Below are 24,298 nucleotides of genomic sequence, written 5' to 3'. Positions count from 1 at the left end.
TTTAATAAGCGGTCAATTTGTAATAACAAAGTTGCGCTTATGTAAGTCAAACTTAACAAGAAAAATATCAAAACAAAAGTTATTTCAATAAAGTCAACAGTTCCTGAGCCTGTCGCTGGTTGTACTCAAAAGTAATTCTTTTGTAATTCACCAAATCAATTATAGTTCCAATAAGACAAATTCCACCGGTGAGCAAATACAGAATTCCCATTCCAATCTGGTCGACTAAAAATCTTTGAATTCCGGCAATTCCTAAAAAGCCTACTAATGTTACTAAAAGAATTGTTTGTGGGTCTCGCCTTCTTGTTCTATATATATTAGCAAATTGTTGTGCCTTTTGGTCATCCATATCCTTAATAATGTTTTGGATGTACATCTGTTCCTCCCCCATTATCTCTGGTAATAAGTTTAATACATTAGCCATTATTTTCCTCCGTGTTTAATTGTAAATTATTCTTTGTTCTGAAAATTAACTTAATTACTCTAAATGAAATTAAAAAGAAGGCTATAATTCCAAACGGGTGTGTTCTTATTGAATTAATAACATCTCCGTGATAAAAAAAAGAAATTGCTTTACCCAAGCCGCAACCTGGACAAAAAGTAATTCCAATATTTCGAAAGGGACATAAAGTAAAATGTTGTTCCTGATATGGATTTATTAACAGCAAATAAATAAGTCCAACTAACCAAAGAACAGCTTCCCATTCGATAGCTTTTAATATGTATACAGTCTTTTTCAATTTACCTGTAAACTATAATACAAACTGCTTATTTAGACGAATGCAACGTCAATTAGTTATTTCTCTAACAAAGGAATAGATGCAATTTTAGTCAGCATGTTATTTTCGTAAGACACTAAATCAAGAGATTCTACCGAGCCAATTATTTCTAATTTTTTAGCATTTATTTCATCAGCAATTTTTTTAGCATTAAACGGTTCAAAGCTGCCGCCAATACTCAGATGAGGTATATATGGTATATCAAGACGAAGTTTATCCAATAAAATATCAGTATACAGTAAATCATGAATTTTAACAAAAATCCTATAACCTTCTTCAGGCACCAAGAACACATCGTAATATTCTGCAAAAAAATCTTTTACAACCTGAGCACATCTTAAAACAAAATAAAATTTGCCAATCGTTTTTACTTTTTCAGTAACGTGTTTCACAAAACTTTGTTTATCAATATCATCAACAGGAAAAACAATAGTAAAGTGAGGGCCAACAATTTCATAATATTTTTCGTCGTACTTTTCACGAAGGGATTGAATCCAATCTAAATCGTGCTTTGAAATTTGCGGATACGCTAAAACCAAATAAGACATAACAAATTATGTTAAGTATCTTTCCTTTATTATCCTCATATGGTGAGCAGCATGGCCCACTAAAATTAATGGAACAGCTCTCACCGACATTATATTTTTGTTAGCAATTCCTTTCCTAAGCCACATTTCTTCGCTGAAGCTCTTAAACATCTCTAAACTATTCTTTCTTCCCAATTCAAATTGACCAAGCAAGGAAGTTAATGACTGTTCACTAAAATTTGCATTCATAACATATTTATTTTCATCAAAACCAGGCAAGGACTGTGTTTCATTTCTGCTAAAACATAAAGCTCGCATCGCATAGATTCGCTCCGTATCTATTAAATGACCCAATATCTCTTTAATACTCCATTTTCCTTCTGCGTATCTGTAATTTAGCTTATTGATGTCAATCCCCATAAAAAAGCTTTTTATTTCTTCAATTTGTTCTTCAAATGTTTTTAATATATCTCCATCCGGAACTTCGTTAAAATACATTTCATAATATGGTGCATATTCTGACTTATCAGGTTTTGTCATAAAATTGCCTCTTTGTAAATTAATTCTTTTTTGTTATGTGTTTATAACCTTTCTTGCAGATTTTGATGAATAAATTATTAAATCAATTTTTAAATTCCTATTGGCTTAATAAATTTTTATAATGGATTTTTAGTGATTGCAGCATAGCAAAGTACATTTTGAAATGCTCTGGTTAATTAATCTTAAAAAATTCTTCTCACATAAATTTTTTGGGTTAACAAAAGAGTTATTACTATTATGGGTTGTTAAAATGCACTAAAGCCTACAGGATAAGTCTTAGTGCAATTTTACTATTAAAATTTCTTTATTGTTAAGCATGATAATTAATTAGTAAGTGTTGTGATAAAGTATCCTTTATTGTAAAGTGAGGATTTTCTGCTATTAATAAATTCTTGAATTGTTTCGGCTCCAATAACTTTTGTAATTCCGTAACGAAGCTCTTGTTTTTTTTCGGCGTAAACTTCACCCTTATAAGGAAGTAAGGGGTTAAATTCCAAATCATGTTCCTTAATCATTGGACGAATATTATACTCAAATTCAGCAGGCACAGATTTTACAAGTCCAACCAACTCAAAATTAGGGACACCATCGCGAATTGCAAGTACTATTCCCCCGCTTGAACCGCGATTAAAAACTGTGTTTATTAAAAATGAGTGTGGGTCTCTACCTGGACTAACAATTCCCTCTGAAATCATCTTATAATTAAATGGGTAACCGAAAACATAAACAAACGTGCCCCATTGAAGTTCATCTGATTTACCTAATTTATAATTAAAAACAGGGAGTGAAAGATTACTTAACGAATCAAATCTTTTCCCTAATATTGCCAAATCGTTCTGTTCATCTATTTCCAAAATATCTAATTGGCCGCCGGAAGGAAAATCTGGAATATAATTAGTTTGTTTAGTCTTTATTGAAACGCTTTCAATATATGGTGTAACGTAACCGTCTGGTTTAATAAAATATGAAAAGATTGTATCAGGGAAATTTACAATGTGAGCCACAGTTAAAACTGCAACTTTATTTTGATCAGCATATATTATTGTAGCTGTGCCAGAAGCGGTCCTATTAAATGTAATTTGTTGTACTGCTGTTTTCTCAAGATTAACAGATTTAATATTTTCAAGAACAAATTTGGAGGAGTCATCCATAACATAACTTACATAAAAAGCTATACTATTAATTAAGCGAATAGTATTAGAGATCTCTTCTAATTGTTGAGAACAGTTACGATCTGGAAATTCACTATCATATTTTCCATCTTTCAAAAAGGTGTTGTCGTTATAAATAGAAGATGTGCATGATATAACACTAACAGCAACAATCAACAAACAGAATCTGTTCATAAAAACCATCTTCATTACCTCACTTAAAAGCCTTATCGTTTCCAGTCGCAGTCCTAAAAAACCTTCAATAAAGACAATTAACAAAATTTGAAAATTTTCAAACGATTTTTAGAAATTACTGTTTATCAGCCTATCTACATCAATAATTTACTGATAATTTCTTAAATAGAGAAAAAAGTTATTCCAGTGATCCAACTTCTTTTTCTACTTCTTCTAAAATTTCACAGGATTTAATAACCTCTTTCATTTTAGTGTGATCAGGGTAAAGTGGTCTATCCTCATCCAAGTGTTTAATATATTTTCTTACTACTTGTCGTGCTTTTTCTACTCCTTTTCCATGTTTAAATTCGCGAAAATCGAGAGCTTGAGCGGCAGCAATAAATTCAATTCCAAGAATTCCGTAAGCATTATCCAGAATTTGTGCATTCTTTATTGCAGTATTCATCCCCATTGAAACAAAATCTTCTTGGTCAGCCGCGGCTGGAATAGATTGAATTGAAGCAGGCATTGACAAAATTCTTTGCTCTGCAATTAAAGAATCTGCTGTATATTGACTAAGCATAAGACCGGAAAACATTCCAGCACCTTTAGTTAAAAAAGCTGGCAAACCAATACTAAGAGCTGGATTTAACAATCTGTTGAGTCTTCTTTCCGATAGAACGCATACCATTGTAACTGCAGCACCGACCATATCCATTGGCAAAGATACTGGTGTACCTTGGAAATTCGCCCCAGTTAAAGTCTGTTTTGATTCCGTAATAAAAATTGGATTATCGCCAACTCCATTTAATTCAGTTTCAACTTGTTCTTTTGCCCATCTAACTGCATCATGTGCAGCACCAATAACTTGCGGAGATGAACGCATTGAATAAGCATCTTGTACTTTCATCTTTAATTTACCAGTTTGCAAATCACTGCCATTTATACATTTCATAATTGCTTTTGCGCTTCGTATTGCACCTTTAAATCCTCTAACTTCGTGTAATACAGAATCGTAAGGTTTTAAGTTGGCATATAACGCTTCTAAGGTCATTGCACAAGCAATTTCGGATTGCTTAAGCCAGCGGTTAATATCGTAAAGGTGAATAGCACTCATTGCTGTGAGTAAATTCGAACCATTAATAATTGATAGCCCATCACGTGCTTGAAGGCCGGGAATTTTAATATTAGCTTTTTCAAATGCTACTCTGCCAGGTAACCTTTCACCATTATAAAACGCTTCGCCTTCTCCCATTAAAAGTAAAGCTACTTGACTCATTGGAGCTAAATCACCACTTGCACCTACAGAACCTTTTTGACAAACTACTGGCGTAACTCCTTTATTTAACATTTCCACTAATGTTAAAGTAATTTCAGGTCTGCAGCCAGACATACCGTGGGCATGCACGTTTATTCTTCCAGCAATCGCACCTCTTACATACTCAATTGGAGCCGGCTCTCCAATGCCAGCTGAATGATTATAAATTAAATACCTCTGAAATTCCTTCACTTGTTCGTCACTTAGTATAATTTCCGAAAATTCCCCAATCCCTGTATTTATTCCATACATAATTTCACGAGCTTTAATTTTTTCTTCTAACATAGCCCTGCATTTTTTTATCCTCTCTAATGCATCCGGATGTAATTCTACCTTTTCATTAAAACGTGCAATACGAACTAATTTTTCAATGGTTAGGCTATTTCCATCAAGTATAATTGACATATTTTTCCCAAAAAAAGTTAAGATTATACATGAAACATAAGAATTTATAACTATTTGGTCTAATAAGAATTTTGGGGAATTAAATTTCAATATAATTTTCGAAGTTGCTTCAAAAGGTAGTTTTTTATTTCTCTTAAATTTTTATCTGGTGTAGTTTTATCATTTTCAACAGCATGCAGCAGAATTACAGAAGAAGTTAAATAGTGCATCAACAGTATTTTATTTTTCCTTAAAAAGTTTATATGTGCTTTAATTGTTTCAATATCCCTTCGAACAATTGGACCTGAAATTGAATTTTTAACATCCCTGTTTTTAATATTATCGAGTGTTTGCTGGGCAATTTTAATCATAAATTCTTTTGCAAAAGAAATTTTTATCAAATCATTTTTTTCAAGTATCTCTTCTACATAAAAATTAGATGATAAAAAATTAGATGCGTAAACACCTAAAAGATGGTAACCAATTTTTTCCTGCGGGTTAATCTGAAAAGCTTTCAAATTCATCTCTCGGGCAAGTTTCATTAAAAAATCTTTAGCATACTTATTTTGTGTTTCTATTGCAGCATAACAATTTTTAATGCTAACTGGTTTGAATGAAGGAAAGGTTTGCATTATATGAAAAGAAGCCGTAAGTCCCCCTTTTTTCTTGAGAGAATTTAATTCATCAGATGTTTTTGACCCGGAGAGGTGCACAAATAAAATCTTATCAAATGAAATTTTTAGCTTAGAAATTTTTTGAGCAACTTTTTTTATTTCAGAATCGTTAACTGCAATCAACACTAAATCAATCGGGAGAGTCAAGAGGTTGTAATTGTTTCCAGAATACTTAACTGAATATTTACTTGCAATCTCTTTTGCTTTTTGGTTTGTTCTACTAATAATAATTTTTACATCTAATCCAGCTTTTTTTAACTGAGGAATTAGAGAATGCGCAATTCTTCCCGCACCAATAATGGCAACAGAAAATTTTCTATCTTTTTTGGGATAAACAGTCAACACTTATTTAATTATTTTTAATAGACTGCAGCCGACAGATAACCCACAACTTCTGAGAAATCCCCGGTTACATCACCGGAATCACCTCTTGCCAAGACTTTAGAATTTTTCTTACTTGCTATATAAGCAGCTTTCATCATTGCAACAATTGCACCTCCGCCACAAGCTTCACACTTACCCGATTCAAGGTCTTTTTGCAGACCATCAAAATCAAACTTGTTAATATGATTTTCTACTATTGAGTCTAACATATTAGCCGTCTCTTTAGAATAAAAATGCGAAAGGTCTGAACTTGCAACAATAAGGGTCTTTTCATCTAATGAACTTGCTATACTTTTAGACAGTTCATCAACGTATTGTCTGCTTTGGTCTCCCATAACGATAGGGACAATTTCAAAATCTTTAAGAATAACTTGAAGGAATGGCAATTGAACTTCAACAGCATGTTCGGCTCTATGTCCTTGCACCCCTTCAAAAATAAATTGTCCGCTATCTATAAGTTTTTGTCTAACTTCTTTATTGACAGGTACGATTCCAAGAGGAGTTTTATAAGCGTCTCCATCATAAATAGAAATGCCGGGGAAATATTCTCTATGACTTGGTGAAATAATAATAACCGTATGATAATTTTTGTTTAGTAAAATATTAAAAGCGCTGGCTGCAATTTTTCCTGAATATACATAACCAGCGTGAGGCGAAACAATTCCTAAAATATTATCTATATTAGTTTCAGACCTGGTTAAATCAAATAAAGTTTTTACTTCATCAAGTAATTTTTGTGGGGAGGATGGATAAAACATACCTGCTACAGCAGGCTCTCTTATTCTTTTCATATCAAACCTCCACAATTTCTTTCTCGTTAAAGACCGTTGCAGTAAAAAGACTAATATTTAATTTTTTATCTCTCCAGTAACCAGCTGGGAAACCAGCTTTTTGACAAATTGCATCCAAGTATTGTTCTTTATTCATATTATACTCTATCGGAACCTGAGGCAATAAAAGTCCACGCCTTCCTTTTTCTTCAAGTATTAACCCGTGTTTTCCTAATTGAATTTCATCGTAACTTTTCATAGGGAAAGCAGGTGATAAAATAGAAATTTCTATTAGAATATCTTTAAGTTCATGTTCTTCAACAGGAGGAAAGCGGGGGTCACTTTCAGCTGCTTGAATAGCAGCGTTGCATACTGTGTTAAACAAAGTATCGTTTGACACAATATACCCAATGCAGCCTCTTAAATTCCCATGCTCTGTTAAAGTTACAAAAGCACCAGCTTTTTGCTTAAACTTAGGGTACTTTTTGTAATCTGTTGTTGGAAATTCCTTATCTGTGAATAAGCTTTCAATTGATTGGCGGGCTGCTTTAAGAAGTACTGTTTTCTCTTCTTTAGATAATTCCATTTTTACTAATTGTCCTCACTTAAATTATAAATAAGTAATTCATTTTTTTCTTTTAGCATCAGCAGTAAGCTTTTATAGACAAAAAATGAATCAGGTACAAATGCGTTCGAGTTGGAGTTTAATATAGTAGAAAAAACCTCTTTGCCAGTATTTAATTCTATTGCATAAAACTTATTCATTAAATTTTCTTCATTTGTTTTAGAGTAAAAATTAGTTAACAACAAATTGTTATAAACATTATATTCAACATCGCCGACAATGTCAATATTGCTAAGCAGTGTTTCAATAATTTTTTTAATATTACCATTTGCAGTAGCGTCATATTTTAGCGGAAAAAGATAATCTTTATAAGGGTAGTTATTTTCTGCTTGTTTTTTCAATTCATTAATTTTTTGATAGTCTTCGCCAAACTGTTCTATTAATTCTCCTGTGAACAAATCTAAAGAAAAGAACTCTCTACTGTCGAATAACTGAATATAAGAATATACCTTATTATTAAATACAAATTGGAAAGTTAATTTTTCATTTTTCCACAAAACGTTTTGAGTGCTGCTATCGAAGGCTATTATTTCTTTATGGCCAGGCATATCAGGCTTAGCAAATTTGTGAAAAATTATGACATCGTTGTAAAAACCTTCAATTCCTATCCAAAATTTTTCCTCTAATTGCAAGTTTTCAAATATTGATTTGCCTGAAAATATTTCCTTACAAGTGAACATTACTTCTTTCGAGTTAACATTTCTTGTCTCAATAAGTAATTTATCAGTATCTGAAATTAATATTCTCCAGATTTGGTTGTTAGATTTAAATGAGTACAGTCTCTTAAGTTTCATGCATATATTCCATTCAATTTCTTAAAAATTTTTTGGAAGTAAAGCAACTTACTTTCACAAGCTACAACGGTTTAAATTTAGCAGTAAAATGACGCAGCATAGGAGCTTCGTAAATAATTTCATATCCTTTTAATTTGTGGCGGTTATTAAAAACCTCAAGACAAACTTCAGCGACATAATCGATATGGCTTTGGGTGTAAACTCTTCTTGGAATTGCCAATCTCACAAGCTCCATCATAGCAGGGATAAATTTTCCTGTTGTTTTATCTTTTTTGCCAAACATTACGCTGCCAATTTCCACTGTTCTAATTCCACCTTCAATATAAAGTTCACAAACAATAGATTGACCTGGATATTGTTCAGGTTTAACATTTGGCAAAAATCTTTTTGCATCAATATAAATTGCATGCCCACCTGGCGGTTCAATTATTGGTACACCACCATTTAATAATTTTTCACCCAAGTATTCAATACTGCGAATTCTGTACTGCAAATAATGTTCGTCAAGAACTTCTTCAAGTCCTTGTGCTACAGCTTCGAGGTCGCGCCCTGCTAATCCACCATAAGTAGGAAATCCCTCTGTAACAATTAACAAGTTCCTACAATTTGCAGCCAGCGATTCATCGTTTAGCGAAAGGAAGCCTCCTATATTTACGAGCGCATCTTTCTTAGCACTCATTGTTGCACCATCACTATAAGAAAACATTTCCTGGCAAATTTCTAAAATTGATTTGTCAGCATAACCTTTTTCTCTTTTTTTAATGAAGTACGCATTTTCAGCAAATCTGCATGCATCAAAAAATAACGGCAATCCATATTTATCGCAGATAGCCCGAACATCTTTAATATTTTGCATAGAAACTGGTTGACCACCGCCAGAGTTATTTGTGATTGTTATCATTACCAAAGGAATATTCTCTTTGCCCACTTTTTTAATGAAATCGTCCAATTTATCCACATCCATATTTCCTTTGAAATCTGCGCGTTGTTCTGGGTGCTTGCCGACTTCAGTTAGTAAATCAACAGCTTCAGCACCTGTGAATTCAATATTTGCGCGGGTTGTATCAAAGTGAGTGTTATTAGGCACATATTTACCAGGTCCACAAACAGTAGAAAAAAGAATTTTTTCAGCAGCTCTGCCTTGATGAGTGGGAATTACGAACTTATGCCCTGTAATTTTTTGTACAACAGATTCAAAACGATAAAAACTTTTTGAGCCAGCATAAGCTTCATCGCCATCCATAATGCCAGCCCATTGTTTAGAACTCATTGCCGAAGTACCGCTGTCTGTTAAAAGGTCAATTAAAACATCATCAGCGTGAATAAAAAAAGGATTATAGTAGGCTTCCTGTAAAATTTTAACTCTTTCTTCTTTTGTCGTAAATCTAATTGGCTCAACGGATTTAATTTTGAATGGTTCAATTATCGTTTTCATTTTCCCTCGATAAGAAAATATTCTAAATGAAATTTACAAATAATTATAATTATTGTTAATTGCTCTGTCTAATGGTTTATTGAGTCTGTAAACTAAATTGCAGAAATAAAATCAAATCTCAAAAAGAAATAATTTTTTTGTCGAAGGCTTACTATCATGCTTATTCTCCAAAACCAATCTAAGAATTTAATTTATTGTTTACTATTTATTAATACCACTCCATGAAAATTGATTTTATTAAAAGGAACTTCTGAAAAATTCACTGCGTAATTGCAGATGCCTTTCAGTCTAAACGTAAACTTTTGTGAGAATGACAAATAATCTCACCTTATGTATTAGAAAATTATATATTCACCTTTACTTGCCACTTGCCTACATTCTACCCCTATTTACCTTTGTTTATTTACAGATTCTCTTTTTACTCCTTGCTCTTTCTACTTTGATTATCTTTATTGTTAATATCTCTTAGATTAACTGTCAATAATAAGGTAATAAGGTTAATTCATACTGATATCTTGCTTGTTACTAAGGTTCATTACTTTCTCATTATTACTTTCTATAATTAAGGTTCACTTACCACTAAGTGGTGAATTTTCATAATTTATTCTCGAGAGTGTTTTCCCCTTCCACAAAGTTCTGTATTCTTGTTATGTTAATTTATTTACCTTCCCGCGAAGTAACGAATTCCCATAATACCTTATTCTTTTCCTTACTACCTTAGTAACATAAACAAAGAAAAAAGAAACCAAACCTTATTAGCTTATTGAAAAAACAACTCTACTTGCAGTAGACATAAAACCAATAATAGTTAATTCTTTGAAACTTCTGAAAAATTCAGTGCGTAATTGCAGATGCCTTTCAGTCTAAACGTAAACTTTTGTGAGAATGACAAATAATCTCACCTTATGTATTAGAAAATTATATATTCACCTTTACTTGTTACTTGTCTACATTCTACCCCTATTTACCTTTGTTTATTTTCAGATTCTCTTTTTACTCCTTGCTCTTTCTACTTTGATTATCTTTATTGTTAATATCTCTTAGATTAACTGTCAATAATAAGGTAATAAGGTTAATTCATACTGGTATCTTGCTTGTTACTAAGGTTCATTACTTCCTCATTATTACTTTCTATAATTAAGGTTCACTTACCACTAAGTGGTGAATTTTCATAATTTATTCTCGAGAGTGTTTTCCCTTCCCGCAAAGTTCTGTATTCTTGTTATGTTAATTTATTTATCCTCCCGCGGAGTGTAGTCATCCACCACTCCACGAATGGGAATCCACCACTTCGCGGTTTAACGGCATCTTGAAAAAAGGTTACCGAAACAAACTATTAACTCCCTCTCAAAAGAAAGTAAGTCGATTGCTCTCAAGTATAAGGAACAAAGTCAAAAAAAATTTTGCATTTTTTGTTTTCAGCATTAGGAGAATATTATTGTTGACTATTTAAATTCTGTTTAGGTGAGATAATAAATAACTCAACAAAGCATTAAACACAAGTTCAAAAAACATACTACCCATAACGGTATTTTTTCAAAAAAAATCGGTAAAATTTTATAAAATATACTTAACTAACATAATTTTTCGTATGACTCAAAAAATTAGCTATAGCTAGTTAGCCAAATAGGAAATTTTCTTAGTGAAAAATTTAGGTTAACAGTTTGTTAACCTTATAAATTTTTCTTCTCTTTTCAAAAAAATTTGTTAATTTAACATATCACATCACTAAACGGAGGATATTCCTAATGGAAGAAACAAAGGACCAAACCCCGTCAATGTCTCCTGTAGAAGAAGAAGTTGAATTAAGCCATACGGACAAACTCGTTGGAATTTTTACAGAGCCTGCAAAAACATATTCTAAAATGTCGGAATTCCCGCCTAAAACTTCCGACTGGATTATACCGCTTATTGTTGCAATAGTTTTTGCAATTCTTTCTAACATTATTATGATGAGTAACCCAGTAATTAAAAGTGCGATTCTTGAAAAACAAATGGCTCAGGTTGAAAAGCAATTCGATGAAATGGTTAAAAACGGTCAAATGACAGAACAACAAAAAGAAGAAAGATTGGAATCTATTCGTGAGGGTCAAGGAGGGGCTATTGCACTAATTGGAACAATAATCGGCATCCCTTTTGCCTTTTTTATAATGTTCTTCATAGTCTCAGGAGTTTTTTACCTTTTAATTAAATTTGCACTAAAGGGTGAAGGCACTTATAAATCTGCAATGTCAGCTTACGGTTTAGCTTATTACATAATTGTAGTACAAATTATTGTTATGGTAATTCTTGCTTTTACAATGAATAGATTTTTTCAAAGTGTAAGTATTGCAGATATTTTAAACATCGACAAATCGAACTTTGGCGGTTTTTTACTCGGTAAGGCAGATATTTTCTCAATTTGGTTTTATGCAGTAATTGGAATTGGGTTTGCTAAAATGTTTAAATCACCAAGTGTAACTAAATATGTTGTGATGGTGTTTGCTGTTTGGTTAGGATTCAGTATTGTATTTTTCTTTATTGGTAAATCCATCCCGTTTTTAAGAGCATTTGCCGGTGCATAATTTTATAAGGTAAAGTATTACTTTAGTATTAGTGAGTTATATATCTAACTATCATGTGAGCTATAATCCAGTAAAAATGTTAATTACACTTACTGCATTTAGCAAAACTGCAAGGGCTGTCTCAAAAGTAATGATTTAAAAAAATGTTTGGTGTAAGTATGTCCAGAAAAATTTTTGAGCAGCCCCAATACTTTAGATGAAGATTTTTAGACACATTTTTTCTTAGCGCTAAAATATTATTTTACTAAAAAATGCTATTTAAAGACTACTTTTCAAAACAAGCAAATATATATTCAGTTAACCGTCCTACATACCCACGTGAATTATTTGAATATCTTGCATCAATTACTCCTTCGAAAAAAATTGCATTGGATTGTGCAACAGGCAATGGACAGGCTGCCGTTAGTTTAGCAGAATTCTTTGAATCTGTTAAAGCAATTGACGCAAGCCAAAAGCAGTTACAAAATGCAAAGGCACGCCCCAATGTTGAGTACAAATTATCTACTGCAGAAAAAACAGATTTTCCAAATGATTATTTTGACTTAATAACCGTTGCACAAGCTCTTCATTGGTTTGATATAGAAAAATTTTTTAACGAAGCAAAAAGAATCTTAAAACCTAATGGTATAATTGCCATTTTTATTTACACAAATTTTATATCCGATTCAAAAATTGAGCATATAATTGACAATTTCTACAATAATATTGTTGGTAAATATTGGCCGCCTGAAAGAAAGCATGTTGATACAAGATACGAAAGCATTCCATTCCCATTTGACATGTCAAACGAGTTTGAAGAAATTAGACCTCCCAGTTTTATAATAAAAACTCATTGGAACTGTGAGCAGTTATTCGGTTACTTAGAATCGTGGTCGGCTACTCAAATTTATAAAGAAAAAAATAATCTTAACCCCATAGATTTAATTAAAGATGAGGTATATAAAGTTTGGGACCCGCCCGAAGCGGAAAAGGAATTAACTTGGCCTCTTTATTTGAAAATTGGCATTAAAAAATAATTATTTAACTTGAACAAGAAACTTAACATCAGACTAGAATATTCTTTTTACTGCCTCACTGCGCACTACTTAACAGATTAATCCCAAAAAAGAAATAAATTTTTCGCCGAAGGCAGATACGTAAAATGATGGTATTCAATGTTTTGCTATTTGGGTTAACATCAACAAGCTTTGTTTTTTCTACTGTTATTCTTGTAAGCAAAGGCTTACCTGAGCCTTAGTCAGAGGGTACATGCAAGATTTGGGTTAAATATGAACTGTAAACTCCCTTGGTTCTATCTGTAAAAGTTAACTACCATCCAACAATCTTAATTAGTATTTTCTCAAAACTATTTTTGAGGTTACCATAAGGTAATAAGGTATAAATAGCTTCAAGGATTTAATTTGTTACTAAGGTCATAAACTATTGAGCCATAGGCTCATTAGCCTTTGGCTAAAACGAGTCAAACTCAAGAATTAGGTTTTTTGACCTTATCTTTTTCTTCTAAACCTTAGTAACTCTGACTAATCCGAAAAACTAAAACTTATTACCTTATATCTCCTCTTTTGATTTCAAAGATTCTATCAAATCCCTTCTACGAACTGATCTTAGCCAAATTTGGTTTAATGCGATTGTTCACCGTTGTAGTGGCTGGGTCTCTCCAGCCCAAGCATCGGTAACACGAGTAATAATCATCTGTTTTTTTACCATGCTGTTAAACACATATGTGGTTGAAGGAGAGCTCGACCGTACAGCCTGTGTAATAACATGTGTTATTTTTAATCCAAAAAATTCATTGGGAAAGAAGAAAAGCAAATATCTGTTTTGTGCAATTAAATATACAAGCAAAAAGTTCATCAACTTTTAAATTGAACATGTAAGCTCAACTTTCCAGTTTTTTCGCACGAGGTTTAAAAATTGTATGATAAATCAAATCTAAGTAAGCTTCCATATCAGCCCTTTGAATATTTGTTGCGTATTTCCAAAAGCCGTAAATTTTAGCAAGTGAGATTAATTTCTGTGAATACAATTTCCAGTTGTATTTTTCATTTACTCTGTTTATCGCATTTTTTGAAATAAATTCCCACTGAGACGGATCCTTTTTTATCTCTCTAACAAAGTCTAAAATTTTATTAGTAGTTTCCAATTGATTGATTGGGTCAATATGGAATCCATTTTGTTTATTTTGAATTATTTCTAAAGGACCGCCATATTTGGTAGCAAATACTGGCAGACCTGACGACATAGCTTCGAGAACTGTCAGGCCAAATCCTTCGAATAATGCAGGTTGAATAAATATTCCTTTTTTATCTGCAATAATTCTATAAATTTCCCCAGTTTCATCTTTATTAAACAATTTTCCTATCCATCTAATCTTATCGCTCAACTTATATTTATTAATCAAATTGTGCATTAATGTAATTTGCTCTTTTTCTTCATCATCGTTTGACAGCGATTGATCTATTTTACCGGAAACAATTATTAAATTACACAGTTCTTGTAATTCTTTGCTTTCTCCAAACCACTTTACTAAAGAAGTCAAATTTTTAATGCGGTCTAATCTTGCCATAGAAAATAATGGAGTCTTATCTGGTTCTTTTAAACTACCTATTACATTTGCTGCTTCAATATTTTCGAAGAGTAGTTGTCGTAACAATACAGAATTTTTACTTAACCTCTTTTCCTTTTTCTTGTATGAAAAAAAGATTTTTTCATTAACACCAGGTGAAACTATGTTAAATTTAGTATGGAAAGGATTAACGCCGTTAATTACACGATATAAGCCTGGCATTGTAAAATGTTTGTACGATTCATATTGACCAATTGAATTTTCCGTACCCGCAATTTCTTGGAACGATGAGGTTATTAAAAAATCAGCAGAATTAATTGTAATTAAATCCGAAGTAAACTGAATAGAAAAATTATATTGATTTTCCAAATCGAACCAATACAACGCACTGTAAAGATATTTACTTTTTTCTAAAGCGTGTGCAATACAACATTGAGTAACTTTAAATTTTTTAGAAAGGAGGAAAGAAACAAGATTGCCATCAGAGTAATTGCCTATAATTAAATCCGGCCTACCATTAAATTCTGCCATCAGTTCAATGTAAGCTTGTTCAGCAAACCTTTCCAAATAAGGCCAAACTTTAAATCTGGAAATCCAGTCATTAACAATCTTATTATTTTTATCGATAAATGGAACACGTAATATCCATGAATTTTTCGTGCCATTTATCTTTTCTATTCGTTTATTACAAGTGGTACCTTCCGAATTGGGAATTAGTCTGGTTAAAACAACTATTTTAGGTTGAATAGAATCGAGGCCAGAAAGTTTAGCAGATTCCAATAATGACTTTTCAAGCGCTTTAACTTGGTCTAATATATAGACTACTTGTCCGCCTGTATCAGGTTTTCCTAAAACATTTTGTTGCGCAAAAAAACCATGTGGAGAAATTATAGCAATCTTAAAAATCATTGGGATAGAAGAAATAAATTTTCTTAGCGACTCATGGTCGGGCGAATTTAATAATTGGTAGAGTAATTTAAGTTTATCTATTATTTCAGCAACATCTTTGCCAAGACCCTTTTCAAAGCCAAGTTCTTGTAATCTGTGACATACATTTTCAAAAGGAGTCTCTTTTTTTAATTCGGATAATTCTTGGACTGCAATGTTTATTTGCTCATTTAAATGCTGTATGTTTTTTATTCTATCATTCAGTATTAATTGTTGATTCTCATACTTATGTACTCTAATAAAATCAAACAAAATGTTTTGCCATTTTTCTACTTCATTAAACATCATGCTTGAAAGGTACCTGTTTAAGTACTCTACACCAGAGCCAATACTTTTTATATCCCTTACCGCTGGAGTTTTATCGTTAAAAGGTTTGAAATTCAGGGTAATTGTATCACTAATTGAACCTGGGCGTACAAGAAATTCTTTTGCTTCAAGAAATTCTGATGGTTCGGAATTGTTTATAATTCTTTCTTCTAAGTTTACTCGATAAAAATTTGATGAGGCTATTTTCTGCCTTACTTCTAAGTACATAGTATGATCTAATGAAACCGATTCTTCAATTTTAGCAATTATGCTCTTGAGTTTGTCTTGTGATGAGTAGTTGTTATTAGTTTTAATAAATTCATCGAACATTTTTTGAATCTCGCCGCTGACGAGCATCTTTTTGGGCTGTGTTGAAATGTATTTAAAGTAATCATAAAATATAAGCTCATTTTGTTCCACAAATGTTTGAAAGGAATCAATCATTACGTTACTCCTTATCTAAAAAATTATAGTATTTAATGCCATCAATTATACCTGCAGCATAGCTTTTATCTGAAAAGAAGATTTTTCTTCTGCCTTTTAACTTCAAAAGTTCAGGTGCGTGATTAGCCACTACAACACCAAGCAGTTCGCCGCGCAGCATATCCTCGTCATTTCCAGAATCGCCAGCCACTAAAATTGACTCGTACGGTATGTTCCATCTGTAACTTAAATAGCGCACGGCACGGCCTTTACTTGCACGCGCAGGTAAAATATCTAATAGCGAGTTGTGACTTAAAATTAAATTAGCTTTGATTTTATTATCAATGAAAATTCTTTTTATTAAATCCAGGCTCCCTTTTTCTAAGTCAATATAATAACTTAATTTGAATTTACGTTGCACAGATTCTTCTTGTGGTGTTACGAAATCAATATAAGAAAGAAGCTTTAGTATTTCATCTCTTTTCCATTGATTAGAAATATGAGAATCCCAACCAGTTCCATAGATATAATCGTTGTTACTTCTGTAATAAATTTCAGAACCAACTGAAGCAATAATAAAATCAGGCAAAATAAAATTATTTAACAACAAAACTTCTCGAGCAGAATCGATAGTTCTACCGGTTGCAACACCGAATCCAATTGAATGGTGCATTGATATTAAAATTTCCTTTAGTTGTTGTAATGATTCCTCGTCACCAAATAAAGTGTTATCAATATCAAAAACCATCATCTTTTTAAAGTTGAAAAATCTTTTGCCTGTTTCAATAAAAGTCTTACGATTATTACCGCTTTTCGAATTTAGTTCTTGTATAACATTTACATACTTTTCAATATGAGCTTCCCAAGAATAGAACTTCTTGATATTTAAAATTCCATTTGAAGAGTAAGTCTCCCATAAGCTTTTATCGTAAAGTATTTTTTTTATCGCATTAGAAATATTTCTGTGATCAGAAACATCAACAAGTTCACCATTTTTAAGATTAGCAATAATATCGCGCGGTCCTCCATCGTCTGTAGCAACTACAGGTAAGCCGCTTGCTGCCGCTTCAATTAAAGTTAAACCGAAAGGTTCATTAAAAGCAGAGTTTACAAATACACCACCAGTTTCAGCAGCTATTCTATAAAGTTCCGGAACCTCATGTTCAAAATCGTGACGCTTTGGTATAGCCATTTTACCGTAAAGATTATACTTATCCAGCATCAACAACATCTCAGTTAGAACTTCTCTTTCGAGCTCTGGCATCTGAGAAATATCTTTTCTTATTCCAGCAAAAATTGCAAGATTAGCTAATTCCTGAAGTTCTTCACTTTCTCCATAGGCTTGAATTAAACCAGAAATATTTTTCCTCTTTTCTGGCCTGCATAATGCTAATATAATCGGCTTATTCATGTTAGTAAAAAACTTCCACAGTTCTTTTCTGATACCACTACGTATTTTTTCTGACTCTTCATCCCACTCTCTGCTTTGGTTAAAAGGATGAAACTTTTCTAAATCAATACTAGGCGGAATTACTACAAATTTATCCGGGCTAAAATTTTTATATAAACCGTATTGTTCAGTTATTTCTTGATTAGTGCTTGTAATTATTTTATCGGCAAAAAATAGAACTGATTCTTCAGCTTCAATTCTTATACTCATTTTGTATCTTTTTTCAATTTCTTCTTTTGCTAAGCCCTGTTTAATTAAATTGTTATACTTATTGATGCCCAGAGAGTGACCAGTGTGGACAAAAGGAATACCAAAAAATTTTGTAAGCTCTGTACAGACAAATCCAGCATCAGCATAATGACTGTGAATAATATCAGGAAGTTTTCCTTTTGATTTTATATACTTAATTGACTTATCAACGAACTCTTCGAGGTGATTCCAAAGTAATTCTTTTCTAATATATTTTGAACCGCCACAACCTATACGAACAATTTTGAGCTTTTCATTTACTGCTTCTTCCCTTTTTGAATAATCTGAGGATACAGCTTTGTCATTAATAAATCTTGTTACAATTTCCACGGAATCAATTTCTTCACGCTTGCTTAAGAATTTTGCCATTTCTAAGACGTATTTTGTCTGCCCGCCAGTATCTGAATCGCGACCCAACTCAAGATCGTGGCCTCTAATTAAACCGTGTATATTATAAAGCTGTACATATAATTTTTTGTTGTTATTCACCATTTAATTCTCTTTTATATTTTTTATAGAAATAGTCACTTGATGGGAGAGCACCTTCTATACCACATATTTCGGAAGCAAATTCTAATGCTAACGCATTAATTTTATGAACAGGCAGATTCTGTAAATAACCTAAACACATTATAGCTGCATAAGCATCACCTGCACCTACAGTATCAACAAGTTCACCTTTTTGACGAGGCTGTTTATCTCTATTGAACTCATTTTTATTTGCAAGATAGGCGCCTTCTTCACCCATAGTAACACACATCATTGTTATATCATACTGGTTCATAATCACTTCAACTGCTTCTTCTATGCCTAATTCTTTTTCAATTAAAAAACGCATGATTATGTTTAGTTCATCAAGATTAACTTTGAAAAGATCAGCTACCTTTAATGCATTCTCTATAATTTCTTTTGAATAAAAATTTTGACGAAGATTAAGATCACAGAAATATTTTATTTCTCTGCCAAAAAAACTTGACAGCGTTTTTTTAGAAACTTCACTCCTTTGAGCAAGCGTTCCAAAATAAAGTATATCCGTTTGTTCATTTACTAATTTTTCTATCGATTCATTATTTTCTATAAAATCCCATGCAGCTGGACTGAAAATCTGAAATTCTGGTATCTTATTTTCCGAAAGTTCTACCTTAACCATACCGGTAGGATACTCTTTGTCAATTTGAATGTACTCGGTTGAAAAATTATTTTTTTTAAGAAAGTTTATTATCTCCTTTCCATTCTCATCATTACCGACCTTAGTGATTAAGTTTCCGGTTCCAATTATTTTTTTTATGTGATAGATAAAGTTGAATGGTGCACCGCCTAACTTTTTGTAATTATGATAAACATCAAAAAGTATCTCACCAAACGCGGTCACACGATGGTTTTGCATAATAAATCTCCAAATCTTTTCTATTATAAAAATTTTTAGAAAAATTGCAAATCTGAATTGAAAAATTTGTTGTTACATTTACTTACCACATTAGCACTTAATTTGTTTTCGCAATACAACGTTGCTAAAACACATTTTTCTCATTGCCACAATCCTTTTATTTCATCTAATGTTAATTCTCTCGCTTCTCCGGGTTTAAGATTGCCTAATTTTATGTTTTTTATTCTTACCCTTACAAGTCTTAGTGTAGGATACCCTACTGCAGCCGTCATTTTTCTTACCTGTCTATTTTTCCCTTCAATCAAGGTTATTGAGAGCCAGCTGGTGGGAATATTCTTTCTTTTTCTTATAGGAGGGATTCGCGGCGGAAAATTAGGCTCTTTAATTAGTTTTACTTTTGCCGGCAATGTTATTCTTTCTTGAATAAACACACCGCTTTCTAATTTGTCTAAAGCTTGTCTTGTGGGAACACCTTCAACTTGTACAAAATATTCTCTTTCGTGTTTGTTTTTTGGATTCAACAGAAAGTTTACTAATTTTTTATCGTTAGATAAAATAAGCAGGCCCTCACTGTCCTTATCTAATCTGCCGATAGGATAAACATTTTTAGGAAAGCTGAAAAGATGAGACAAAGTCAAGTTACCATATTTGTCAGTAAATTGAGAGAGGTAGCCGTACGGCTTATTAAGAATAAAATACTTTTTACTTGTTATGCTTTTATCTTGTTTTGTCACAAACCAACATATTTTAAGATTACTTTTGAAGATAATAAAACTTAGTAAATTTTTTCTTTCGTCAAATTATAGATTGTGGATCAACATCAATAATAGGTCTTATATCTTTGAACTTGCTTTTTTGAATATATTCAACGTAGGAGTTCAGTAAGGCAGTCCTCATTAATTTACCTGATGAATCAATTTTCTTATCACATTTTAAGATTATCTGGTAGCGGTAGCTGCCTTTAATCTTATATATTACTGCTTCATGGGGAGGTGTCAGCTTTATTCCCTTTTTATACTTTTTAAGCAATTCAAAGAATTCATTAATGGCTGCTTTTAAACGTTTTTCATTTTCATCTTTCATTTCAACTAAAGCTAAGCGTGTAAAAGGGGGATACTCACCTTGTAACCGGAGTTTAATTTCATTTTCGTAAAAACCTTTATAGTCGTTCATCAATACTTTCTGAAGCACAAAATGTTTATGGTTTTGAGTTTGGATAATCACCTCACCTTCGGACTTGCTTCTTCCAGAGCGTCCAGCTACTTGAGTTAATAGTTGAAATGTCCTTTCATCCGCTCTAAAATCGGGCAGCCATAAAGTAGTTTCAGCAGATATAACTCCAACTAAAGTAACATTGGCAAAATCAAGTCCTTTCGAGACCATTTGTGTACCAACAAGTATTTGGACTTCTCCTTTTGCAAATCGGTTAAGTATTTCACTTAATTTTCCCTTTCGGTCTATAGTGTCCGAGTCTATCCTTTCTATTTTAACATTTGGAAGGTAGAAACCTAATTCATCTTCAACACGTTGAGTACCTGTTCCAAAAAACTTCAATGCAATAGAGCCGCAGACTGGACATGCCTTAGGAACCGGTACGGTAGTACCACAATAATGGCACTTTAAAACATTTTTATTAATATGATGCACCATAGAAACTGAGCAATTAGGACAAATTATTACTTCACCACAATCTCCACAAAAGACCTGAGTAGCAAAACCCCTTCTATTTTGGAGTATTATTACCCCTTCTTTTTTCCCCAATCTTTCTATTATTTCATTCAATAAAATCCGCGAAAAAATATTCTCCATTTGCTTTTTCTTTTTTTCAATTGTTACATCAACAAGTCGTATTATAGGAAGTTTAGCATTATCAATTCTTTCCGGCAGTTCTAACAAAGTAAATTTGCCGGTTAATGCATTGTACATACTCTCGATAGATGGTGTAGCCGAGCCTAGGACAACTGGGCAATTATTAAGTTTAGCAAGAACAATTGCTGCATCGCGTGCATGATATTTGGGAATCATTTCCTGCTGTTTATAGCTTTGATCGTGTTCTTCATCTACAACTATAAGTCCTAAATTCTTTAATGGAGCAAATAAAGCTGAACGAGCACCAATTACAATTTTAAATTTACCATTAATAATACCACGCCAGGCATCGTATCTTTCACCTAAAGATAATCTGCTATGTATAACTGTAACTTTATCTCCGAAATGATTAAAAAACCTCGCAGTTATTTGAGGTGTTAGAGAGATTTCGGGTACTAGTATTATAATATCTTTACCCTTTGAAAGTGCAATTTTAGAAAGTTCAATGTAAACTTGGGTCTTGCCGCTGCCTGTAATACCGTGGAGTAAAAATGATTCGAATTCTGATGAAGATATTCTATTTCCAATTTTATCAATAATGTATTTTTGTCTCTCACTTAATTGTATCTCTTTACTTTTTTCTGTATAAATTTCAGAGTAAACCCTTTCAACCCGCTTTTCGTATATTGATATAAATCCTTTTTTTACTAACGAATTAATTACCGAATAGTTTGTATTAGTTTTTTTAATTAACTGCTGTAAAGGTATTTCTTTTTCTTTTTGTGAAATTAATTCTAATAAAATAACTATTTGTTTAGGTGACTTTCTTTCTAACTCAGGTATTGTATTGTAAATTTCATCTATAGATTTTGCAAGTGAAACATGCTTTATTTTTTTTTCTTTAACACGTTGAGGAATAACATCGTCAATTATACTTACTGCACCCAATTTTTCTAGGGAACGAAGAACTGAATAGATATTTTTATTTTTAACGGCTTTTTGTATTTGGGAGACTGAATTAATTTCTTTATCCATTAATTTACTTAACACTTTTGCTTTTAAGGAATCTTTTCTTTTTTCTGAGTCAAACAGCTTCCGACAAATAATTTTATCTGCAACTACTTTCTTTTTTGATTCAACTTCTGTCCCATAAGGAACGGAGTTTCTTAATGCTTCTCCCAAAGAGCTGATATAATATTCAGAAATCCATTCATAAAATTTCAAAGCCTTCTCATCAAAAATTGGTTTTTCATCCAGAACATCTTTAATTGGTTTTATTTTCTCTTTCACTTCGGTAGAATTAGTTAAAGCAACAACAAAGCCAGTAAGAGTACGTTTGCCAAAAGGGACAACCACGCGCACGCCAACTTTTACTAACCCTAATAATTCGTCTGGTATTAAATAAGTAAAGAGATTTCTAAAGGGTTGCGGGAAAACAACCTGTGCATATTTTAGCAAGTTGTTAGTTAAATTATCCACTTTATTAGTAAGAAAAAATATGACTGTGAAAAGGTTTCAATTCAATATACAAACCGGAATGATAAACCTCTTCAGCAGATCTTGTATAATTCTGGTCGTTTAACAAATCAGTAATAATAAATTCTTCTGGAAATCCTTTTACATCTAATTTAATTCTACATGTTGAGGTAACGTTTGAATAATTCACAACTACTAGTCGATTATCATTATTCCTTTTCCATTCCCATGCTAATATATTTTTATAAGATTCGTTGCCGTCCCAAGATGAAATCGGAGTAAGAATTTTCCAACTACCCTTTCTAAAGATTTCTTCTTTTGTTATTAAAAGCAGTTTTTCATAAAATTGTTTTAACGAAAGGTCAATTTCTTCGACTGGCTCTCGATTGAGCTGGACAGGAAGTTTAATTTTTTTCCCTTCAAACTGACCATCGTAATAAAACCGCATGCCTTGAATAGTGCTTATTATTACAGCTGCAGCTTTGGAACGTTCCCTGCCTAAAGCAGTTACTGCACGCTCTTCGTCGTGATTTTCAATAAACCGAACTGATTTTAATTGATAATCCCTATCAGCAAGTAAATGACCATAAATTTCACTGACATCACCTATTTTCAGTCTGTCAGTTAATTTTTTATCGTAAGTATAATCAAAGCCAAGATTTTGAAGCTGCCATTCTAAATCCCAATATGCTTCTGCAATAAATAAAAAATCTCGTCTTACTTTTTTTGTTTTATCAATAGCCTCTTTCCAAAATTCTTCATATGAATTTTTATTTTTTTCTTCTATCACACCTGCCCAAGTATTTGAAAAAACATTATTGAGAGCAAGAATTGCCATATCACATCTAACCCCATCACATATTTTGGTAAGATCAATTAAAGTATCTATCATAAAACGTCTTGCATCGGAATTAAAATAATTAACTTGTATTGTATCCTGCCACGCGGGGAAAAAAGGATCACGCCCATGTGCATAAATGCTACCATCATGAGCTTTGAAAAAAGTATGCGGATCATTTTGAAAGTTGTTTTCAGTTGCTTTCAAAAAAAGCCAGGGCTTTTCTATGGTTAGATAGCTGTCCACACTAAAATGATTTGCGACAAAATCAAGTATTAATTTTAATCCTGCTTTATTTAATGCCTTTTTCAATTCTAATAAATCTTCTTTGCTGCCAAGTAAAGGATTAATTTCATACTTATCTATTGCAAAAGGCGAACCCGCTATATCTTCTTTTTTCCAATCCTTCAACGCTCGTGTGTAACTGTTTTTCAAATCTTCTTCAAAACAATACTTCTCAATTGTAGAAGGGCATGTTTTCCAAACTCCCATAAGCCACACATAGTCGATTCCTAATTTTTTCAAATGTTCCCAATAAGAGAAGGGAATGTTCTTAAAATTTGTTTCCTGTAATTTAACTTTACTTGCAGAGTCATTCGATTTCCTATTAGAATTAATATTATCAAATTTCCTTATCCATACCCTAGTATTTATTTCATAAATAGTTGGATTGTATTCCATGTTTTGCCTTTCTATTTTTATAAATCATGAAAAAATAGTCTGCAGC

Annotated in this window: 19 protein-coding genes; 2 read left to right on the top strand and 17 right to left on the bottom strand. The window is 32.3% G+C overall.

Going from position 1 to position 24,298, the window contains the following annotated elements; all coding sequences use genetic code 11:
* Positions 1-79: 79 nt before the first annotated feature.
* The 11 genes from ABRY23_03935 to ABRY23_03885 form a co-directional block, all read right to left on the bottom strand.
* Positions 80-424 carry a TM2 domain-containing protein gene (locus tag ABRY23_03935; protein ID MFA3782194.1) on the bottom strand — a complete coding sequence of 115 codons (345 nt, stop codon included), beginning with the start codon at positions 422-424 and terminating at the stop codon, positions 80-82.
* A complete protein-coding gene (locus tag ABRY23_03930) occupies positions 417-740 on the bottom strand; it encodes a DUF2752 domain-containing protein (GenBank protein ID MFA3782193.1) in 324 nt (107 codons plus the stop codon). The genes ABRY23_03935 and ABRY23_03930 overlap by 8 nt, the downstream gene beginning before the upstream one ends.
* Before the next feature lie 56 nt (positions 741-796).
* Positions 797-1,327 carry a 2'-5' RNA ligase family protein gene (locus ABRY23_03925; protein ID MFA3782192.1) on the bottom strand — a complete coding sequence of 177 codons (531 nt, stop codon included), beginning with the start codon at positions 1,325-1,327 and terminating at the stop codon, positions 797-799.
* 6 nt (positions 1,328-1,333) lie between these two features.
* Complete coding sequence (locus ABRY23_03920) at positions 1,334-1,846, bottom strand: DinB family protein (GenBank protein MFA3782191.1); 513 nt, start codon at positions 1,844-1,846, stop codon at positions 1,334-1,336.
* Positions 1,847-2,169: 323 nt separating this feature from the next.
* Positions 2,170-3,192 (bottom strand): serine protease, encoded by a 1,023-nt coding sequence (locus tag ABRY23_03915; protein ID MFA3782190.1) that lies wholly within the window; start codon positions 3,190-3,192, stop codon positions 2,170-2,172.
* 178 nt (positions 3,193-3,370) lie between these two features.
* Positions 3,371-4,894: a histidine ammonia-lyase gene (gene hutH / locus ABRY23_03910; GenBank protein MFA3782189.1), complete on the bottom strand. Its 1,524-nt coding sequence runs from the start codon at positions 4,892-4,894 to the stop codon at positions 3,371-3,373.
* Positions 4,895-4,980: 86 nt separating this feature from the next.
* The gene (locus ABRY23_03905) at positions 4,981-5,892 is read right to left on the bottom strand and encodes a Rossmann-like and DUF2520 domain-containing protein (protein MFA3782188.1); all 912 of its coding nucleotides are present in this window, start codon (positions 5,890-5,892) and stop codon (positions 4,981-4,983) included.
* Between the two features lie 14 nt (positions 5,893-5,906).
* Positions 5,907-6,722, bottom strand: coding sequence for an AmmeMemoRadiSam system protein B (amrB, locus tag ABRY23_03900; GenBank protein MFA3782187.1), 816 nt, complete (start codon positions 6,720-6,722; stop codon positions 5,907-5,909).
* Position 6,723: 1 nt separating this feature from the next.
* The gene (amrA, locus tag ABRY23_03895) at positions 6,724-7,287 is read right to left on the bottom strand and encodes an AmmeMemoRadiSam system protein A (protein ID MFA3782186.1); all 564 of its coding nucleotides are present in this window, start codon (positions 7,285-7,287) and stop codon (positions 6,724-6,726) included.
* Positions 7,288-7,292: 5 nt separating this feature from the next.
* Positions 7,293-8,120, bottom strand: coding sequence for a DUF4905 domain-containing protein (locus tag ABRY23_03890; protein MFA3782185.1), 828 nt, complete (start codon positions 8,118-8,120; stop codon positions 7,293-7,295).
* A gap of 61 nt (positions 8,121-8,181) precedes the next feature.
* Positions 8,182-9,555 (bottom strand): tryptophanase, encoded by a 1,374-nt coding sequence (locus ABRY23_03885; protein MFA3782184.1) that lies wholly within the window; start codon positions 9,553-9,555, stop codon positions 8,182-8,184.
* Positions 9,556-11,303: 1,748 nt separating this feature from the next.
* On the opposite strand from ABRY23_03885, the gene ABRY23_03880 reads away from it, so the two are divergent.
* Both ABRY23_03880 and ABRY23_03875 read left to right on the top strand, forming a co-directional pair.
* A complete protein-coding gene (locus ABRY23_03880; GenBank protein ID MFA3782183.1) occupies positions 11,304-12,119 on the top strand; it encodes a YIP1 family protein in 816 nt (271 codons plus the stop codon).
* A gap of 251 nt (positions 12,120-12,370) precedes the next feature.
* Positions 12,371-13,135 carry a methyltransferase domain-containing protein gene (locus ABRY23_03875; protein ID MFA3782182.1) on the top strand — a complete coding sequence of 255 codons (765 nt, stop codon included), beginning with the start codon at positions 12,371-12,373 and terminating at the stop codon, positions 13,133-13,135.
* Positions 13,136-13,998: 863 nt separating this feature from the next.
* Here ABRY23_03875 and ABRY23_03870 read toward each other — a convergent pair.
* The 6 genes from ABRY23_03870 to ABRY23_03845 form a co-directional block, all read right to left on the bottom strand.
* Complete coding sequence (locus ABRY23_03870) at positions 13,999-16,383, bottom strand: sucrose synthase (GenBank protein MFA3782181.1); 2,385 nt, start codon at positions 16,381-16,383, stop codon at positions 13,999-14,001.
* Positions 16,384-16,387: 4 nt separating this feature from the next.
* Complete coding sequence (locus ABRY23_03865; protein MFA3782180.1) at positions 16,388-18,553, bottom strand: HAD-IIB family hydrolase; 2,166 nt, start codon at positions 18,551-18,553, stop codon at positions 16,388-16,390.
* On the bottom strand, positions 18,543-19,448 hold the full coding sequence (locus ABRY23_03860; GenBank protein ID MFA3782179.1) for a PfkB family carbohydrate kinase: 906 nt from the start codon (positions 19,446-19,448) through the stop codon (positions 18,543-18,545). Before ABRY23_03860 ends, ABRY23_03865 begins: the two co-directional genes overlap by 11 nt.
* A gap of 140 nt (positions 19,449-19,588) precedes the next feature.
* Positions 19,589-20,182 carry a pseudouridine synthase gene (locus ABRY23_03855; GenBank protein ID MFA3782178.1) on the bottom strand — a complete coding sequence of 198 codons (594 nt, stop codon included), beginning with the start codon at positions 20,180-20,182 and terminating at the stop codon, positions 19,589-19,591.
* A 61-nt stretch (positions 20,183-20,243) separates the two neighbouring features.
* Positions 20,244-22,736, bottom strand: a complete 2,493-nt coding sequence (priA, locus tag ABRY23_03850) for a primosomal protein N' (protein ID MFA3782177.1) — start codon at positions 22,734-22,736, stop codon at positions 20,244-20,246.
* Positions 22,737-22,740: 4 nt separating this feature from the next.
* Positions 22,741-24,252, bottom strand: coding sequence for an alpha-amylase family glycosyl hydrolase (locus tag ABRY23_03845; protein MFA3782176.1), 1,512 nt, complete (start codon positions 24,250-24,252; stop codon positions 22,741-22,743).
* Positions 24,253-24,298: the final 46 nt, after the last annotated feature.

This window comes from Melioribacteraceae bacterium 4301-Me (genome assembly GCA_041538185.1).
Lineage (GTDB): Bacteria > Bacteroidota > Ignavibacteria > Ignavibacteriales > Melioribacteraceae > Pyranulibacter > Pyranulibacter aquaticus.
This window is presented reverse-complemented; position numbering and strand designations above follow the sequence as displayed.

Coding starts and splice junctions, on each gene's coding strand:
- ABRY23_03925 (MFA3782192.1), bottom strand. CDS start 1,327: ATGTCTTATTTGGTTTTAGCGTATCCGCAAATTTCAAAGCACGATTTA.
- ABRY23_03870 (MFA3782181.1), bottom strand. CDS start 16,383: ATGATTGATTCCTTTCAAACATTTGTGGAACAAAATGAGCTTATATTT.
- ABRY23_03935 (MFA3782194.1), bottom strand. CDS start 424: ATGGCTAATGTATTAAACTTATTACCAGAGATAATGGGGGAGGAACAG.
- ABRY23_03890 (MFA3782185.1), bottom strand. CDS start 8,120: ATGAAACTTAAGAGACTGTACTCATTTAAATCTAACAACCAAATCTGG.
- ABRY23_03860 (MFA3782179.1), bottom strand. CDS start 19,448: ATGCAAAACCATCGTGTGACCGCGTTTGGTGAGATACTTTTTGATGTT.
- hutH (MFA3782189.1), bottom strand. CDS start 4,894: ATGTCAATTATACTTGATGGAAATAGCCTAACCATTGAAAAATTAGTT.
- ABRY23_03875 (MFA3782182.1), top strand. CDS start 12,371: ATGCTATTTAAAGACTACTTTTCAAAACAAGCAAATATATATTCAGTT.
- ABRY23_03880 (MFA3782183.1), top strand. CDS start 11,304: ATGGAAGAAACAAAGGACCAAACCCCGTCAATGTCTCCTGTAGAAGAA.
- ABRY23_03915 (MFA3782190.1), bottom strand. CDS start 3,192: ATGAACAGATTCTGTTTGTTGATTGTTGCTGTTAGTGTTATATCATGC.
- amrB (MFA3782187.1), bottom strand. CDS start 6,722: ATGAAAAGAATAAGAGAGCCTGCTGTAGCAGGTATGTTTTATCCATCC.
- ABRY23_03865 (MFA3782180.1), bottom strand. CDS start 18,553: ATGGTGAATAACAACAAAAAATTATATGTACAGCTTTATAATATACAC.
- ABRY23_03920 (MFA3782191.1), bottom strand. CDS start 1,846: ATGACAAAACCTGATAAGTCAGAATATGCACCATATTATGAAATGTAT.
- amrA (MFA3782186.1), bottom strand. CDS start 7,287: ATGGAATTATCTAAAGAAGAGAAAACAGTACTTCTTAAAGCAGCCCGC.
- ABRY23_03885 (MFA3782184.1), bottom strand. CDS start 9,555: ATGAAAACGATAATTGAACCATTCAAAATTAAATCCGTTGAGCCAATT.
- ABRY23_03845 (MFA3782176.1), bottom strand. CDS start 24,252: ATGGAATACAATCCAACTATTTATGAAATAAATACTAGGGTATGGATA.